This is a genomic window from Mariprofundus ferrooxydans PV-1 (assembly GCF_000153765.1).
In the GTDB taxonomy this organism is placed as follows: domain Bacteria; phylum Pseudomonadota; class Zetaproteobacteria; order Mariprofundales; family Mariprofundaceae; genus Mariprofundus; species Mariprofundus ferrooxydans.
In genome coordinates this window covers 905,723-922,897 of sequence record NZ_DS022295.1, presented here as the reverse complement: position 1 = coordinate 922,897, position 17,175 = coordinate 905,723, and the positions used below count along the sequence as shown (strand labels likewise).

The window sequence follows — 17,175 nt, the reverse complement described above, 5'->3', positions numbered from 1 at the left end:
ACCTTGCTCTTCAGATGCGCTCCACTTATAGATCAATGGGCTATTCACCGATATCCTCGTTCCATAGTGCGTGGTTGGCGGCGATGAATTGTGCCATCAGCTCGCGGCATTCGGCGTCATCGACGACAACCACCTCCACACCGCGCGAGCGCACGTAACCTTCCGGCCCCTGGAAGGTGCTGTTTTCGCCGACGACAACACGGGGGATGCCGTAGAGCAGTACAGCACCGCTGCACATATCACACGGGGAAAGCGTGGAATAAAGTGTGGCGCGGCGGTAATCGGCGGCGGTTAAGCGTCCCGCCTGTTCCAGACAATCCATCTCGGCGTGCAGCACGGCGCTGCCCTGTTGCACGCGCCTGTTATGGCCGCGCCCGACGATTTCGCCGTCGATAACCAGTACCGAACCGATCGGGATGCCGCCCTCGGCCATGCCCTGTCGTGCCTCATCGATTGCCGCTCGCAGAAATTTGTCCATGTTTCTCTCCATGTTAGATGCAAAGTAAGGTTGAAGGTCACTTCACCTTCTGTAGTGCGTGTGGTTCCGGAGCATACGGAAACCAAGGGGCTGAAAAACTGTTTCGGTATTGCATCTGTCTGCTTCGTTGGCGTATCCGGCCAAGAGTTCTCATGACGCTGCTGCCTGCTTATGGGCTTTGAAATAATCACGATACTTCATATCTTCCGTGATCAGATGCTCCACCAGAAGCTGTTTCACTTTCAGTCCGGCCTCTATCCATTCGGATTCCGTGTGTTTGTCTGAAAGTCTGGCCATAATCTCCTGGAATGCCGCAGTTGCCTGACGATGATATTTGGCATGCTCATCGGCATCGGGATAGTGCCATGCAGCAAAAAGGGCTTCCTCGTGAGCGAAATGCTGTGCCGCGTCGTCCAGGATCAGCTGCATGCGACGTCTTATCTCGCTTATATCCATGCGGTCGAGAATGGCCCGGTTCAGACCGTTGATCAGTTCGATGAAATGCCGGTGTTCGACATCGATGTCGTCAATGCCGACGCTCAGTTTGTCATTCCACTCCAGTTGCCATACCTGGTCTTGCATAGTCCACCTCCTTTAATTTGGCATTTTGTAATCATGTTCGCGAAACAGACGGGTGCAGGCATCCACCGCTGCGGGGTCGAACAGCGTGCCGCGTTTGTCGTTGATCTCCGCCAGTGCCGCTTCCAACCCGAGACTCGGACGGAAGGGACGATGCGATGAAATGGCCTCGACCACATCGGCCACACAGAGGATGCGTGCCTCAAGCAGGATGGCATCGCCTTTTAGTCCGTGCGGGTAACCCGAGCCATCCAGTTTTTCGTGATGCTGGAGAATGATGTCGGCGATCGGCCATGGGAATATCACATCTTTCAGAATGTCGTATCCGGATTGTGGGTGCTGTTTGATGAATTGGTACTCCAGTTCGGTGAGTTTGCCCGGCTTGGCAAGGATTTCTGCCGGAATCTGGATTTTTCCCAGATCGTGAATGGAGGCCGCAAGATGGATGCCTTGGGTTTGATCTTTCGTCAAGCCCATCTCACCGGCGATGGCCGTTGCCAGTTCGGCAACGCGCCGCTGATGGCCGGAAGTGTAGGGGTCGCGGGCGGCTACGGTATCAGCAATGGCCTGGATAGATTGTTCCAGACTCTCATGGAGCAGTCTTGTGTGTTGTTCGTGTGCAACCTGAGTGCGCTGGGCGTTGATGCCAAAACCAAGGTCCCCGGCGATCTCCTCCAGCAAGGCGATCTCATCGACATTGAAGGCGTCGGCTTCTGCAGCATAGATGGTCAGGACGCCGAAGACTTGGCCCCTGTCGAACAGGGGCAGTGCGATACTGGCCTGATATCCGTAGGCCAGTGCTTTCTTACACCATGGATGCATGGTCGCATCATGTGCAATGTTCTGAGCATACTGTGCTTTGCCACTACGCAGTGCAGTGCCAATCGGCCCCCGGCCTTCCGGCACATCCGCCCAACTCACCTGAATGCTTTCGACATAGCCGGGCTTGACCGCATAGGAGGCCATCGGTTTGACGCTCCTGACCTCGTCCTGCTGCATATAGCCAACCCATGCCAGCAGATATTGACCTTGCTCGACAATGGCCCGGCACACCTGCTGCCACAATTGCTCTTCGCTTTCGGCATGCACCAGAGCCCGGTTGCATGCCGAAAGCGATAGCAGTGCCCGGTTAAGACGGCGCAGCGAATCCTGCGCCCGTTTCTCATCGGTGATGTCCTCGTAGAGCCCAAGAATGCCGATGACCTCATTGTCCGCATCTCGCAGAGGTACCTTGGAGGTGCGCAGCCAGATCGTGTTGCCATCCGGCGTGGTCTGCGGCTCTTCAAAACCCAATTGGGGTTTGCCCGACTCCATCACGGCGTGGTCTGCGGCACGGTATAACTCGGCCTGATCCTTCCAGCCCATGTCGAAATCTGTTTTACCTGTTAATTCGTCCGGAGAGGAGAGACCGGCATCCTGAGCGAAACGATTGTTGCAGCCCAGATAGCACAGCTCTTTATCCTTCCAGAAGATGCGGACCGGAGCGGTTTCCACGACGGACTGGAGCAGATCCCTGGACGTTTTGAGCGACTTCTCGCTCTGTTTGCGTTCGGTAATGTCCTCGCCTGAAGAGATGATGCCTGTGGGTACGCCTTCGTCGATAACAGGCGCATTGTGAAACGCAATAGTGCGCTCCGTGCCGCTTTTGGTAAGGACTACGTTTTCATGATATTCAACAACTTCGATATTTCCGGCCATGATCTGATGGAATACATCCTGAACCTCTTGCCGCATATCTTCGCGGATACACAACTCGAACCAGTTCCGGCCAATCATCTCCTGTTCTGTATAGCCCAGAGTCTGGCAGCCTTTCTTGTTGATAAGCGTGATATGTCCCTTTGTATCAAGCACAACCATCATGACTTCGGCAATATCAAAATATTGTTGGGCCTGTCTTTTCTCTTTCAGAAGCTCTTTCTCGGTCTGCTTGCGTTCGGTGATGTCGGTGCCAATGCCAATAATACTCGGCCCGTGCGGGGTTTCGATCCGGAAACCGTTAAAATCATAAAGTCGAACACCTTCCTTCAAGAGCAAACGTGCCTCGACCGAGGCATGACCTGTTTCTAAAGCTTCTCTGATCTTGCTGACGATCAGCGGCTTGTCCTCTTCATGGGTGAAATCCAGTGCGCTGGCTGAAGCCATCTCTTCTGCAGTGCGGCCACTCAACTCCATCAGGTTCCGGTTCCACCGTATAAGGCTGCCTTGCTGATCCAGCAGAAAGAAGACACCCGGCATGCTACGAATCAGCATGTCGGAAAAATGCTGTTCATCGCGGATGACCTGTTCGGTCTGCTTGCGACTGCGGATGGCTTTCTCCTCGGATAACGCATGTTCGATCGCGGGTGCAAGTCGAACCAGTCCGCTCTTGAGCACATAGTCCCTTGCCCCAAGCTTGAGTAGTTCCACGGCTGCTTCATCGCCCACCGCCCCGGTCACGATAATCACGGGAGTCTGAGGCTGTGTGCTGCGCACATATTTCAGCGCTTCACGGCCGCTATAGGTCGGCAGGCTGTAGTCGGTGAGAACAACATCGGGCTTGAAGGCATCGAGCGCCTGCTCAAAGTCCGCACGGTTATCGACCCGTAGCGTGGTGCATGCCATGCCGGTGTTGCGTAACATATTCTCTGCCAGCTCCGCATCGGATGGGAGATCCTCAAGCATCAGTATGCGCAGTGGTTCGTTCGTCTTATCCATGCTTGTGTGTCCTCAGTTGGCGGTAAAAAGGCAACAGACCCGTATTACTGCACTGCTCGGCAGCTGTTGTTGCGCAGTTTTCCCGGCAAGAGTCCTTTTTCATGACTGTTGGAGAATAGCCGAACTAATCCCCGGATGAAAGGAAGGGGGTATTTACAGTGCAACACTGCTCAGTGGTAAATTTGTCGTTTCTCATGATTTAGAGGATTTAGAGCAATATTGAAGACCTGCTATACTGGCCGCATGATAGAGGGCAGAGGAGGACAGGGATGCGTGGTGAATGTATTTGCGGGGCGATAGTTTTTGAAGTTACAGGCAGCCTGCCCGGACTCTATCAGTGCCACTGCTCAATCTGCCGCAAACAGGGCGGTAGCGCCTCCAATACCGGTATGATTGTAGCCAAAGGTAACTTTTCCTGGTTAAGCGGGCAGAAAAATATCTCTTCCTACGTGAAAGAGTCAGGTTTTCGTTCCGACTTCTGTTCGGTGTGCGGTGCGGTTGTTCCCAACCGGTTCAGGGATCGGCCCTACGTCTGGGTGCCGGCCGGTGCACTGGATGATTCCGAACCGCTGGAGATCATTGCCCATATATGTGTCGGCTCGAAAGCATCGTGGGATAAACTGATCCCTAAAGAACTCGCACAATATGATTCCATGCCAACCCTGACCGAACTCATAGACTTGGTGCATCTAAATACCGGCAGCTGACAACGTTGCGGGCGTTATTCAAGAGGCGGACGGGGACAAAGGTTTGGCACCATCTCCAGCGCAGTTCTCCGGCGGCTACTCAGTCACTGATAAATCCGCATGCCGTGAATGTGGACTAGCGGGGTCAATCTGCGCAGGCTTGGGGCCATTCTGAACCCGGAGCGTGATGTGCCGCAGTTTTTGGCCCGAAATGATGTCTGATCCACTGATTCACATACTCTCGCCACAGGTGGCGAACCAGATTGCCGCCGGTGAAGTGGTCGAGCGGCCGGCATCGGCCATGAAAGAGCTGATCGAAAACAGTATCGATGCCGGTGCCACGCGCGTTGTCGTGCGTATTGCCGGTGCCGGCAAGAAGCGCATTGAGGTGGATGATAACGGCTACGGCATGAGTGCGGCCGATGCCGAACTCTCCCTGCAGCGCCATGCCACCAGCAAGATCGCATCATCGGAAGATCTGCACCGGATCGCCAGCCATGGTTTTCGTGGTGAGGCGCTGCCATCAATCGCCTCGGTATCCCGCTTCCGCATGCAGACTGCAAGCGATGGCGAGGGGGTTGAGGTGCGTGTGGACGGCGGTGGGGAAACGGTGGTGAAGCCTGCCGCTCCGCGCAAGGGCACGCGCATTGAAGTGCTGGACCTGTTCCTCAATACCCCGGCCCGATTGCATTTCATGCGCACCGATAAGACCGAAGAATCAGCCATTGTTGATACGTTCCGTGAGCTGGCACTGGCCAATCCGGGTGTTGCCATGCGACTGGAGCTGGACGCACGCACGCGCTTTGAGTTTGCCCTGCAGGATGAGCAGGCGCGGGTGCAGGCGGTGATGGGGCAGGGCTTTGCCGATAACAGTGTCGAACAGCGTATCGAACATGAGGGGATGCAGATTAGCGCCTGGCTGGGGCTGCCGACCTTTCATCATCGCGATTCAACCCGCATGATGTTTCTGGTCAATGGCCGGGTGATCCGCGACAAACAGCTGATTGCCGCATTGCGAGCCGGCTACCGGGATGTCATGTTCCACGACCGCTATCCGGTGGCTGTGGTGCGGCTGGAGATCGATCCGGCCGATGTCGATGTGAATGTGCATCCTGCCAAGCGCGAGGTCCGCTTCAAATCGCCGCAAACCGTGCGTGCAGGCATTGTGGCCTGTGTACGTGCCGGTATTGAGCGCATGGGTCATTCGGTGTCATCTACGACAGGAGAGCCTGCCCTGCAGGCCATGCAACGCTCAACGGGTCTGCCCGCTTTTAACGGCGGACAGGATGGCGGCGGTATGCCGCGTTTTTCTTCCGGCGACTATCGGGCAACAGGTCAGCAGCGGATGCCTGCGGAAATGACGCGCATGTTGTTTTCTCCGCCTGAGGTGCGTGAGTCCGGGCAGGTTTATGATGCAACAGCACGGCTCGATCTGGGGTATCCGCTGGCCCAGATTCACCGCTGTTATATTCTCGCCCAGACCGATAGCGGTGTGGTGCTGATTGATCAGCATGCAGCGCATGAGCGGATGACCTATGAAAAACTGAAGGCGCAGTTGGCCGGTGGCGATATCGCCACACAGATGCTGCTGACGCCTGAGGCGCTGACGCTGGACGGCGAGGCTGCTGCCTGGCTGCATGACCATGCCGTTGCCCTGCACCATTTTGGCGTGGATATTGAGGCGGCGGGTGATCAATCGTTTCTGATTCGTTCGGTGCCGGCCATGCTGGGGGGCGAGGCGCTGGTAGAGATGGTAACCGAACTCGTCGAGAGTTGCAGACTGATCGGTGTCGATCATGAGGCAGGCAGTAGTGGCGGAGCGCGGGTACTGGAGCGCTGGCTGGGTAATCGTGCCTGCAAGGGCTCGATCAAGTCCGGCCGCCGGCTCTCGCATGAGGAGCAGCTGTCGCTGCTGAGAGAGATGGAGCGCACACCCAATATTGCCCAGTGTAACCACGGACGACCGACCTATGTGCGGCTCTCGCTCAATGAGCTGGACCGTCTGTTCGGCAGGCAGGATTGATGGTTTGGGTATGAACTCGGTGCTGCTGGCCCTGGTCGCCGTGATCGGTTGCGCGCTGTTGTTTGCTTTTGTGCTGCGCTCGTTACGTATTCCGGCTGCCGTGGCCTATATCATCACCGGTATTATTGCCGGTCCTTCCGGCTTCGGGCTGATCAGCGACCGCACATTGCTGACCCATATGGGCGAGCTGGGTGTGATCATGTTGCTCTTCTTTGTCGGAATGGAGGTATCACTGCCGCGGCTGATTGCCGGCTGGCGCATAGCCGTACTTGGCACGCTTGCCCAGATTATGCTCAGTGTGGGCGTCTGCATGGCGGTGGCATGGCTGTTCGGCTGGTCGTGGAAGGCCGGGCTGTTGTTCGGATTTCTGATCAGTATGAGCTCCACTGCTGTGGTGCTGACCCTGCTCAAGGATGCCGATGAGCTGGAGATGCCCTTCGGCCAGAATGCGCTGGGTATTCTGCTGGTGCAGGATATGGCGATTGTGCCGATGATGATTGTGCTCGGTATAGTCGGCGGGGAAGAGCAGTTTAACCCGATGCATGTCGGTATTCAGGTGACCGGTGGCGTGCTGTTGCTGGCGCTGGTGGTCTGGCTGATGCGCAGACCCAAGCTGCGCTTTCCGGTGGCATTGAAGCAGTCGCTGGACAAGAAGATCATGCTCGGCCTGCTGCTCTGTTTTTCCGGTGCCGCGCTGACCGCCGAGATCGGCCTGTCGGCGCCATTCGGCGCTTTTCTGGCCGGCATGATCCTGCATGCATCCGAACAATCCGAATGGGTTGAGGAGCATCTTCGCTCGCTTTATGTCGTGTTTGTTGCTATCTTTTTTATGTCGGTCGGTATGCTGGTCAGCCTGGATTTTGTCGGTGACCATCTCGGTCTTTTGGTGATGATGACGCTGGTGGTGTTTATCGTTAACTCCGGTATCAATGCCGTGATTCTGCGTATGCTGGGCGAAACATGGGCCATGGCCCTGTTGACCGGTGGTCTGCTTAGCCAGATTGGTGAGTTCTCCTTTCTGCTCGCCTCGATGGGACTGGGACTGGGGCTGTTGGACTCGGAAGGACATCAGATGGCGATGGCCGTGATTGCCATGAGTCTGATGTTCAGTCCGTTGTGGATGCTGGCCGTACGGCTGTTGCTGCATAATGAGACACGAATCATGGAGGATGCGGGCCAGGAGGAAACGATGCGCGAGATGCTGTTGCAGGCGCAACTGGAGAGGGAGATGGGGCGACAGCGGGAAATAAACAGCGACGGGCCGCGTCAGTCATGAGTGGTTTGCATGCCGTCGCCCTGATGGGCGCAACCGGCACGGGTAAATCGGCGCTGGCACTATCGCTGGCTGCAGAGCATGACTGCATGATTATCTCCTGTGACTCCATGCAGGTCTATCGCGGTCTGGATATCGGTACAGCCAAACCGACTGCGGCCGAGATGGCCATGGTGCCGCACGCCATGCTCAACTGCTGCGATCTGCCCGATCACTATTCGGCCGCCCGCTGGGCTCGGGAAACGGCAGACTGCATCCGTGAGCAGAACGCGACGGGTAAAACGCCGCTGATAGTCGGTGGGACCGGATTATACCTGCGTGCGTTACTGGAAGGTTTCGCGGATATTCCGCCGGAAGATCCGCTGGTGCGCGCCCGCTTCGAATCACTGCAGCGGGAAGCGGGAACGGCGGTACTGTACCAGTTGCTGCTGCACAAGGATCCGGCCATTGCCGCTGTACTCAAACCGGGTGACAGCCAGCGCATCATGCGTGCACTGTGTGTTAACGAGAGTACCGGAACTCCGCTGAGCGTCTGGCAGCAACGACCCTCCGGCGTGGAGTCGGTTGCTTGCCCGGTCTTTGTGCTGGATGTGGAACGTGAGCGTTTGCGCCAGCGCATTGGCGATCGCTTTCAGAGCATGATGGATATGGGTTGGCTGGATGAAGTTCGCTGGTTGGCATCGCTGGAGTTGCCTGATACGCACCCGGCCATGCGGGCGGTTGGTTATCGCCAGCTGCTTAACCACCTTCAGGGCGACTGCTCGCTGGAAGAAGCGGTGCAACAGGGGATTACTGCCACGCGTCGTTATGCCAAGCGACAGGTAACATGGTTTTCCCATCAGACGGCAACGGCCGTGCATGCCGATGCGGCATCGATGGCGCCGCTGTTGCGGCAGGCGTTGCAGTCGTGATGGATGCGGGCAATCGGATGGTGACAAGTATGGATGTTGAGAGCACAAACAGAAGCAGGGCGGCGCAATGAGTGGCGAATGGGAGCTGGCGGAAGAGCCGGATCGGGTGATCAGCGTGCATCCGGAGCTGGTCAGTCGCAGGCTTGGTGAACAGTTGTGGAAGGCCCGCGCGGAAGAGTTCGACCTGCTGGTAGGTGCGGCAGCCTGTGAGATTGTCGCCTCACAGCGGCTCTCTGTGCGTAAAGCCGCCGCTGCGACCCTGCTGGGTCAGGGGCAGGTCGAGGAGATTGCGCGGCAGGTCGAGATACTTGAGGCGGATGTGGTGTTTGTTGACCACCCGTTGTCACCTGTGCAGCAGCGTAATCTGGAAACGGCATGGAATGCCAAGGTGGTCGATCGGACCGGCTTGATTCTGGAGATATTCGCGGCGCGTGCCCGCACTCGTGAAGGTGTGCTGCAGGTGGAGTTAGCCAGCCTGAACTATCAACTGGGACGACTGGTGCGCAGCTGGACGCATCTGGAGCGGCAGCGTGGTGGCTTCGGTTTTATGGGCGGTCCGGGCGAGCGCCAGATCGAACTGGATCGGCGCATGATCCGCAACAGTATCGGCGCACTGGAACGGGACCTGGCGAAAGTGAAGCGTATGCGCGCCACGCAGCGATCGGGCAGGCAGCGCAAGGATATTCCGACCGTGGCGCTGGTCGGCTATACCAATGCAGGTAAATCGACGCTGTTTAACCGGCTGACCACCTCCGATGTTTTTGTGGCGAATCAGTTGTTTGCCACGCTTGATCCGACGCTGCGTTTGCTGGAGCTGCCGGGGGGACTGCGTCTGATGCTCTCTGATACCGTGGGTTTTGTGCAGGAGTTGCCGCATGAGCTGGTGGATGCTTTCCGGGCGACACTGGAAGAGGTGATAGAGGCTGATCTGATACTGCATGTTCGGGATGCATCCGATCCGATGCAGGCGGAACATGCCAAAGTAGTACATGACACATTACAACAGCTCGGTGTGGTGGGTGATGGGGCGCCACAGGTGGTTGAGATTCTGAACAAAAAAGACCGTGTGCCGGAGCTTGCCTCGTTCCATGGCGAGGGCATCACGACATCAAGACTGGCCATATCGGCACTGACCGGTGAAGGGTTGGATGAGCTGACTGATTTGCTCGGCTCCTGGCTGCAGCGGGATATGCATGAGCTGCATTTGCGGCTGGCGATCAGTGATGGACGCTCTCTGGCCTACTGTCATGCGCATGGTTCTATTCTGTCGAGCCGGGCCGATGATGATGTACTTGATCTGGTTGTACGTATGGGGCCTGCCGATGCATCCCGCTTTAACATAGAGAGTGATGTACACTTTTTGAACTAAATGGCAGATCATGGATGACGCGGGCATCTGCTTTCGACATAATGCGCACCTCCGATGACCGGTAAAGGCCGGCGGAGTATAGAGTGGGATTGAAAAAGCTATCCATTCCCGTTTTTTTATCGTTTTTTCAGGAGAATCCATGTCCGATCGCAGTCAATTTTTTAATGCACCATTGAGTGATACTGTCGTAGCTGAGGCGATTGATGCCGAGCTGGGCCGTCAACAGCATACGCTGGAGCTGATTGCCAGTGAAAATATCGTATCCAAAGCCGTGATGCAGGCTCAGGGATCGGTGATGACAAACAAGTATGCCGAGGGTTATCCCGGACGCCGTTATTACGGTGGTTGTGAGCATGTGGACAAGGTGGAGCGCCTGGCGCAGGAGCGCGCATGTGAGCTCTTCGGCGTGAAGCATGCCAATGTCCAGCCGCATTCCGGTTCACAGGCCAATATGGCTGTGTTTATGGCTACACTGAAGACCGGTGACACGATCATGGGAATGGACCTGGCGCACGGCGGTCATTTGACGCACGGCTCACCAGTGAATTTTTCCGGTCGCTTGTATGAGGTTGTGGCTTACGGTGTACGCAAGGATAATGAACAGATCGATTATGATGTGATGCAGAAGCAGGCTGAAATTCAGCGGCCGAAGCTGATTATCGGCGGTGCTTCCGCCTATGAACGTCCGATCGATTTTGCTCGCATGCGCAAGATTGCCGATTCTGTCGGTGCTCTGCTGATGGTGGATATGGCGCACTATGCGGGCCTGATCGCTGCCGGTTCCTATCCGTCGCCGGTTGGCCACGCGCATGTGATCACCACGACCACTCACAAAACGTTGCGCGGACCGCGTGGCGGCATGATTCTCACCGACGATGATGAGCTGGCCAAGAAGATCAACTCGCGCATCTTCCCCGGCATTCAGGGCGGTCCGCTGATGCATGTGATTGCAGCCAAGGCTGTTGCCTTTGGCGAGGCTCTGGGCGATCAGTTCAAGGCGGATCAGAAACAGGTGGTTGTCAATGCACGGGCTCTGGCGGAAACGTTGGCGGCCGGCGGACTGAGAATTGTATCCGGCGGTACCGATTGCCATATGTTCCGTGTTGATGTGCGCCCGCAGGGCATCACCGGCAAGCAAGCTGAAGAGGCTCTGGAAGCGGCAGGCATTACCGTCAACAAGAATACGATTCCGTTTGATCCTGAATCACCGTTTGTGACTTCCGGCGTGCGTATCGGCGCGTCGGTGATCACTTCACGCGGAATGATGGAAGCAGAATCCAGGCAGATTGGTGAGATGATTCTTAATGTGTTGAAAGCACCGGAAGATGCCTCGGTGCATCAGGCTGTTGCCGCTGAAGTGCGTGAACTGACGGACCGTTTTCCGATCTACGAAAGCTGATAAGGGCTTTCGATGTACTGTCCCTTTTGCACCAATGACGATACGCGCGTGGTTGACTCCCGCGTGGTCGAAGAGGGGACGGCTGTGCGTCGCCGGCGCGAATGCGAAGGCTGCGGCAAGCGCTTTTCAACTTATGAGCGGGCCGAACTGAGACTGCCGCTGGTGGTAAAAAAGGACGGTACACGTCAGTCCTTTGATCTGGAAAAGATTCGTTCAGGCATGCAAAAAGCGCTGGAAAAACGGCCTGTTTCAGTAGCAAGTTTAGAACATGGTTTAAATGCAGTGGTGCGTGCCGTGCAGGAAACGGGCGTGGCCGAAATTGCAGCGGATAAGCTCGGTGAATTTGTCATGGAGCAGTTGCGCGATCTCGATGGCGTGGCCTATGTGCGTTTTGCCTCGGTCTATCGTGAGTTCAAGGATGTGGATGATTTTTTGACAGCGGTCAGGGCTGCTGTCGGCAAGAAGGAGTAGTTATGGCTGTCAGTATTGCGGTATTACCAGGTGATGGCATCGGGCCTGAAATTGTGCGCGAAGCCGTCAAGGTGCTTGAGGTGTTAAACAAGCGCTTTGATCTGGACGCAACATGGAAGGAGGCCGGAATCGGCGGAGCAGGCTTTGATGCGTCGGGCGACCCGTATCCGAAAGCGACGCGTGAGCTCGTGCATGCATCTGATGCCGTGTTGCTTGGCGCTGTCGGCGGGCCACAGTGGGAAGCGCTGGACAAGCCACTGCGTCCGGAAGCGGGGCTGCTGGGCATCCGTGCCGATCTCGGTCTGTTTGCCAACTATCGTCCGACCAAGGTGCACTCGCAGTTGCTTGATGCGTCCACGCTGAAACCGGATGTGATCGATGGTGTTGATATTCTGGTGGTGCGTGAGCTGGTTTCCGGCATCTATTTCGGTCAGCCGCGCGGAATTGAAACGGTGGACGGCGAGCGTCGTGGTTATAACACGATGGCCTACCGCGAGAGCGAGGTGCGCCGGATTGCTCGCAAGGCATTCGAGGCTGCCCGTCTGCGCTCCAACAAGGTATGCAGCGTCGAAAAAGCCAATGTGCTGGAGGTCTCCGAGCTCTGGCGCAGTGTGGTTATTGAGCTGCATCAGGCGGAATTTTCCGATGTGGAACTCTCACACATGTATGTTGATAACGCCGCGATGCAGTTAATCCGTAATCCGAAACAGTTTGATGTGATTGTCACCGGTAATCTGTTTGGTGATATACTCTCCGATGAGGCATCGATGCTGACCGGCTCGATCGGCATGCTGCCGTCTGCCTCTATTGGTGAGCAGTTTGCCATGTATGAACCGATTCACGGTTCCGCACCCGATATTGCAGGCAAGGATATGGCCAATCCGCTGGCGACGATTCTCTCTGTGGCCATGATGCTGCGTTTTTCACTGAACAGAATCGATCTGGCCGAAAAGGTGGAGCAGGCTGTGGAACATACGCTGGATGCCGGTATACGTACGACGGATCTGGCTTATGCCGGTGAGCAGGCAGTCAGTTGTTCGGCCATGGGTGATGCAGTTTGTAGTGCGCTGGAGGCGCTGGCATGATGAATGAGAGATTTTTGCCCGAGAAAAAAGAGGGTTATGTTGTTGCCGTTGTTGGTGCAACCGGCGCTGTCGGGCAAACCATGCTCGAAATTCTGGCCGAGCGCGACTTTCCTGTCGCCACATTGATTCCGCTGGCTTCCAGTCGCAGTGCCGGTTCTGCAGTCACCTTTAAGGGTAGCGAATACATTGTTCAGGATCTGGAGCAGTTTGACCCGAGCGGTGTGGATATCGCACTCTTCTCAGCCGGTGGTGATACATCGCTCAGGCATGCCCCGCGCTTTGCCGAGGCCGGTTGCTATGTGGTGGATAACTCCAGTGCATGGCGTATGGATCCGGAGGTTGCGCTGGTGGTTCCGGAAGTGAATCCGGAAGCTCTCGAGATGGCCAGGCACAATCGTATTATTGCCAACCCGAATTGTTCGACCATTCAGATGGTTGTTGCACTCAAGCCGTTGCATGATGCCGTGCCGATTCAACGTGTGGTCGTTTCCACCTATCAGGCTGTATCCGGCGCAGGCGCTCGTGCGATCAATGAGCTGGCCAAGCAAACCGGGCAACTGCTCAGCTCTCAGGATGCGACAGTGGAAGTGTTCTCATCCCGAATCGCGTTCAATGTGATTCCGCATATCGATCTGTTCATGGATGACGGCTATACCAAAGAAGAGCGCAAGATGATCAATGAAACGGTCAAGATTATGGGGGCGGATATTGCCGTAACGGCAACAACCGTGCGCGTACCTGTCTTCTACGGTCATTCTGAATCGGTGAATATTACCTTCAGCGCTCCGCTTGATGCTGAGAGGGCACGTTCACTCTTGTCCGAGGCAGAAGGGGTCTGCGTAGTGGATGATCCGTCCACAGAAGATTACCCTATGCCAAGTGAAGCAGCGGGCAGCGACCCTGTCTGGGTGGGGCGTATCCGTAACGATCTCTCCTGTCCGAATTCGCTGCACCTGTGGGTGGTTGCCGACAATATACGTAAAGGGGCTGCGCTAAATGCTGTGCAGATAGCGGAAATTTTGATTTCCTGAAAATATTCACTTATGCTGCGCAGCATGGATGATGGAGGGTTTTCATGAGAGATAGGCTGAAGCGTGCCGTGTTTACTGCTTGTCTGGGTATGCTGTCGCTGCTGATTGCAGACAGCGCCTGCGCAGCATCTCTCGGAAAGATAGAGGTGGCCAGTCATATTGGCGAGCCGTTTTATGCGGAAGTGCCACTTACACTGGATTCTGATGAGCTGATTTCCCAGGTTTTTGTCCAGATCGCAGATAAGGGCGATTACAGGATTTTTGAGGTTTACCGTGATCCGGTGTTGAGCGCAATTCGTGCCGATCTGGTCAGTGACAAGCGCGGTGCGCGTGTCCAACTCTCATCCCGCACAACTATCTCAACCCCTTATTTCAATCTGGTGCTGAAAATACGCACAGGTCGTGTCTCCTATTTCCGTAAATACCCGGTATTTCTGGATGCAGGTAAAGCTATGCAGGCGGCTGCCAGCAAAAAACCGCAACCTACCGTTAAAGCCGTTTCCGACAGCGCTAACGACGCAGCTACAACCCCTGTTACAAACACATCCGGTCAGGTTGTTGCACCGACGAAGGCGCCTGTAGCTGCTGCTCAGGATGATAACTGGGCCAGAACCGATAAGTATGGGCCGATTGTGCGAGGAGACAGCCTTTCCACGATAGCCAGACGCTTGCGTGTTGATCATCGCTACAGTCTGAACCAGACGATGGTTGCCCTGTTTGACAAGAATCGGGACAGCTTTGACAAGCAGAATATGAATCTGCTCAAGGCCGGCAGCGTATTAAAAGTGCCGAGTGCGGCTGAAGTGGAAGTTCACTCGAAGCAGGAAGCCTTGCAGATCATGCGCCAGCATCAGCAGGCGTGGAAAAAACTGACCGAGCAGCCGCATTATGCGGCTGTGGCTGAAGCGCAGCGTAGCCGTTACGCCCCTCGCGTCAGTGTCGGTAGACAGGCTGATGTGGAAGCGGTGCATGCGCCGGCTACAACTCAGATGACAGTGGCAGAGAGCAAGTCTGCAGCAGCGCCAGCTGAGCCGACTGTGAGCGCGATCTCGCCATCAGGCGAAGGTCAGGCTACAGCGCCTTCAGAGCAAGCTGCTCAGAGCGCAGCAAACAACGCAGTTCTGGCCGAGACCAATAAGTTGCTGGCCAGTATGCAGCAAAAAAATGAGCAGTTGCAGGAGCAGCTGGGCCAAAATAGCCAAACGATGAAAGCGCTACAGGACAAAATCGATACGCTGGCCATTGAATCATCCAAAGCGCGTATTGATAAGCTGGAAATCCTGATTGCCCGCCTGCAGGATCAGCAGGAGAAGGAGCGTCGCCAACAAACATCTGTCGGGCAGGTCGCGGCTACTGCTGACTGGATTGTCTGGCTGTTGACCGCCCTTGTACTGGTGCTGATTGCTGTTGTGGTTATCCTGCTACGCAGGGAGCCGGCTCATCCGGGCGCATCTGTTAATCTGGATATTGAACAACCGGTCACCGCACCTGTTGCGCCTGCCAAGGCTGCACCGGTTGAGTCTGCACCGGTTGAGCCTGCCGAAGCCGCTGTTCCGTCAGCCTCAGATGCACTGGCTGAGACTATCGAAAGTGAAGTTTCCGAGATCGAAGAGAGTGTCGACAGTGATCATCAGGGGACGGATAACCTTGTTGATGCATTGAGTGATACTGCTACAGCTGAACTCGAACCTTTTGACTCCACAGCCGCGGCACTGGACCCTGAGATTGATTATGTATCGGAAGCCGATGTGTACATACGTTACGGTATGTATGAAGAGGCACTACAGCAGCTGGAGATGGCGCTGCGCCTGCAGCCGGATAATGTCCAGGCCCATATCAAGAAAGCTGAAATCCTGTTGAATAAGAGTGATGCCAAGGGCTTCGATGAAACCATTGCCGTTGCTACAATGGCGCTGGCACCGACTGATCTGGCCCGATTCAGGGCCTCGGTTACCGAGCTTGGCGGGGACGTGGATGAGAAGGCCCCCCTGGTGGCAGACGAAGAACCCGTTATCGGGGAAGCTGTGGGCAGTGGCGACACCCTGCAGATTGATGAAGAAGACCTCGATGAACTGAATTTTAAACTGACCGACTTCGTTAACGAGAAGAAGAAGGACGAAGAAGCTCCGCAGCCTGAGCAGCAGAATGACCAGGCGGCCGGGGAGCTGGACTGGTTGTTTGATGATGCGTTTGATAACGAAGAAGAATCTGCTGATACCGACCAGAAGGATACTTCTGCCGATCATGCCGCAACGGTTGATCAGGTGGGTGATCAGGAAGCTGGCGCCACCCAGGAGCTGGATAATCTGTTGCAGGAGTTTTCCGAAGAGCGCTCAGTCGAAGCGACAGATAAGCAGGATTCTCCTTCACAGCCTGAGACATCGGCAACGCAGGCGGATTCGATGCAGCAGACCGGCGAAGTCGCCTCGACCGATGCCGATATGGGTGCAACCATGCGCCTGGATCAACTCTTCGGCGAATTTTATGGCGATGATGATGAAGAGCCGATCAACTTTGAAAGCCATGATACTGAAGCAGCTAAACCAGCAGAAAAGAGTCCGGTAGTCGCTGATTCCGAAGCGGATGTGGCCGACAGCAGTAACGATGATGCAAGTGCAACTACGCGCCTGGATCAGTTGCTCGGTGAGTTCGATAACGATGATGATTTCATCAACTTTGATGATGCTGGCGAGCTCGGCAAATCGGTGTTTGACGTGCCTGCGAAAGAGCGTTCACTCTCCGGTTCGGCTGCGGATATCGACCATGGTGCGACGCAGGAGCTGGACTCTCTGCTGGGTGCATTTGCCGATAATGATGATGAGAGCAGCCAGGCTTCTGATGAGCTTGACGCCTCCTTCTTCGAGTCCGGCGAGGCAGATCGGCAAGATGATGAGATGGATGCATTTGATATCGATCATGGTGCAACCCAGGAGCTGGATGTCCTGCTGGGCGCATTTGCCGATGATGATGCATCGTTCAACATGGATGAGAGCACTGATTCTCAGGGTATCGATGGCATCGACAAGGCCCGGAGAGAAGATGACGATAATATCTCTGATGAAGGGGCAACCCAGGTGCTCGGTCATCTGCTGGATGAATTCACCAAGCCGGATAAAGACGAAAACAAGAGTTGATTTCCGGCTTGCTGGCTCCTTCCTGCACAGCAGCGTTGGTGC

The 17,175-nt window shown here is 55.7% G+C and carries 13 protein-coding genes; 10 read left to right on the top strand and 3 right to left on the bottom strand.

The window, feature by feature from the left end; translation table 11 throughout:
• Positions 1 to 40: 40 nt before the first annotated feature.
• The 3 genes from SPV1_RS11235 to SPV1_RS11225 all read right to left on the bottom strand — a co-directional run bounded on the left by SPV1_RS11235 (position 41) and on the right by SPV1_RS11225 (position 3,751).
• Positions 41 to 478, bottom strand: coding sequence for a nucleoside deaminase (locus tag SPV1_RS11235; protein ID WP_009851328.1), 438 nt, complete (start codon positions 476 to 478; stop codon positions 41 to 43).
• A gap of 150 nt (positions 479 to 628) precedes the next feature.
• Positions 629 to 1,060, bottom strand: a complete 432-nt coding sequence (locus tag SPV1_RS11230; protein ID WP_009851326.1) for a bacteriohemerythrin — start codon at positions 1,058 to 1,060, stop codon at positions 629 to 631.
• 12 nt (positions 1,061 to 1,072) lie between these two features.
• Positions 1,073 to 3,751 carry a PAS domain S-box protein gene (locus SPV1_RS11225; protein WP_009851325.1) on the bottom strand — a complete coding sequence of 893 codons (2,679 nt, stop codon included), beginning with the start codon at positions 3,749 to 3,751 and terminating at the stop codon, positions 1,073 to 1,075.
• A 269-nt stretch (positions 3,752 to 4,020) separates the two neighbouring features.
• Between SPV1_RS11225 and SPV1_RS11220 the strand changes: the two genes are divergently transcribed.
• The 10 genes from SPV1_RS11220 to SPV1_RS11175 all read left to right on the top strand — a co-directional run bounded on the left by SPV1_RS11220 (position 4,021) and on the right by SPV1_RS11175 (position 17,133).
• Positions 4,021 to 4,458: a GFA family protein gene (locus SPV1_RS11220; RefSeq protein WP_009851324.1), complete on the top strand. Its 438-nt coding sequence runs from the start codon at positions 4,021 to 4,023 to the stop codon at positions 4,456 to 4,458.
• Between the two features lie 166 nt (positions 4,459 to 4,624).
• Positions 4,625 to 6,460, top strand: a complete 1,836-nt coding sequence (mutL, locus tag SPV1_RS11215; protein WP_009851323.1) for a DNA mismatch repair endonuclease MutL — start codon at positions 4,625 to 4,627, stop codon at positions 6,458 to 6,460.
• A 10-nt stretch (positions 6,461 to 6,470) separates the two neighbouring features.
• Positions 6,471 to 7,736, top strand: a complete 1,266-nt coding sequence (locus SPV1_RS11210; RefSeq protein ID WP_018294131.1) for a cation:proton antiporter — start codon at positions 6,471 to 6,473, stop codon at positions 7,734 to 7,736.
• On the top strand, positions 7,733 to 8,644 hold the full coding sequence (gene miaA, locus SPV1_RS11205; protein WP_009851321.1) for a tRNA (adenosine(37)-N6)-dimethylallyltransferase MiaA: 912 nt from the start codon (positions 7,733 to 7,735) through the stop codon (positions 8,642 to 8,644). Before SPV1_RS11210 ends, miaA begins: the two co-directional genes overlap by 4 nt.
• A 67-nt stretch (positions 8,645 to 8,711) precedes the next feature.
• Positions 8,712 to 10,013: a GTPase HflX gene (gene hflX / locus SPV1_RS11200; protein WP_009851320.1), complete on the top strand. Its 1,302-nt coding sequence runs from the start codon at positions 8,712 to 8,714 to the stop codon at positions 10,011 to 10,013.
• Between the two features lie 139 nt (positions 10,014 to 10,152).
• Positions 10,153 to 11,412, top strand: coding sequence for a serine hydroxymethyltransferase (gene glyA / locus SPV1_RS11195; RefSeq protein ID WP_009851319.1), 1,260 nt, complete (start codon positions 10,153 to 10,155; stop codon positions 11,410 to 11,412).
• Between the two features lie 12 nt (positions 11,413 to 11,424).
• Positions 11,425 to 11,883: a transcriptional regulator NrdR gene (gene nrdR / locus SPV1_RS11190; RefSeq protein ID WP_009851318.1), complete on the top strand. Its 459-nt coding sequence runs from the start codon at positions 11,425 to 11,427 to the stop codon at positions 11,881 to 11,883.
• Positions 11,884 to 11,885: 2 nt separating this feature from the next.
• Positions 11,886 to 12,968, top strand: coding sequence for a 3-isopropylmalate dehydrogenase (gene leuB / locus SPV1_RS11185; RefSeq protein ID WP_009851317.1), 1,083 nt, complete (start codon positions 11,886 to 11,888; stop codon positions 12,966 to 12,968).
• Positions 12,965 to 13,999: an aspartate-semialdehyde dehydrogenase gene (locus tag SPV1_RS11180; RefSeq protein WP_009851316.1), complete on the top strand. Its 1,035-nt coding sequence runs from the start codon at positions 12,965 to 12,967 to the stop codon at positions 13,997 to 13,999. Before leuB ends, SPV1_RS11180 begins: the two co-directional genes overlap by 4 nt.
• Before the next feature lie 44 nt (positions 14,000 to 14,043).
• Entirely contained in the window at positions 14,044 to 17,133 is a 3,090-nt protein-coding gene (locus tag SPV1_RS11175) for a FimV/HubP family polar landmark protein (protein WP_009851315.1), read from the top strand.
• Positions 17,134 to 17,175 lie beyond the last annotated feature (42 nt).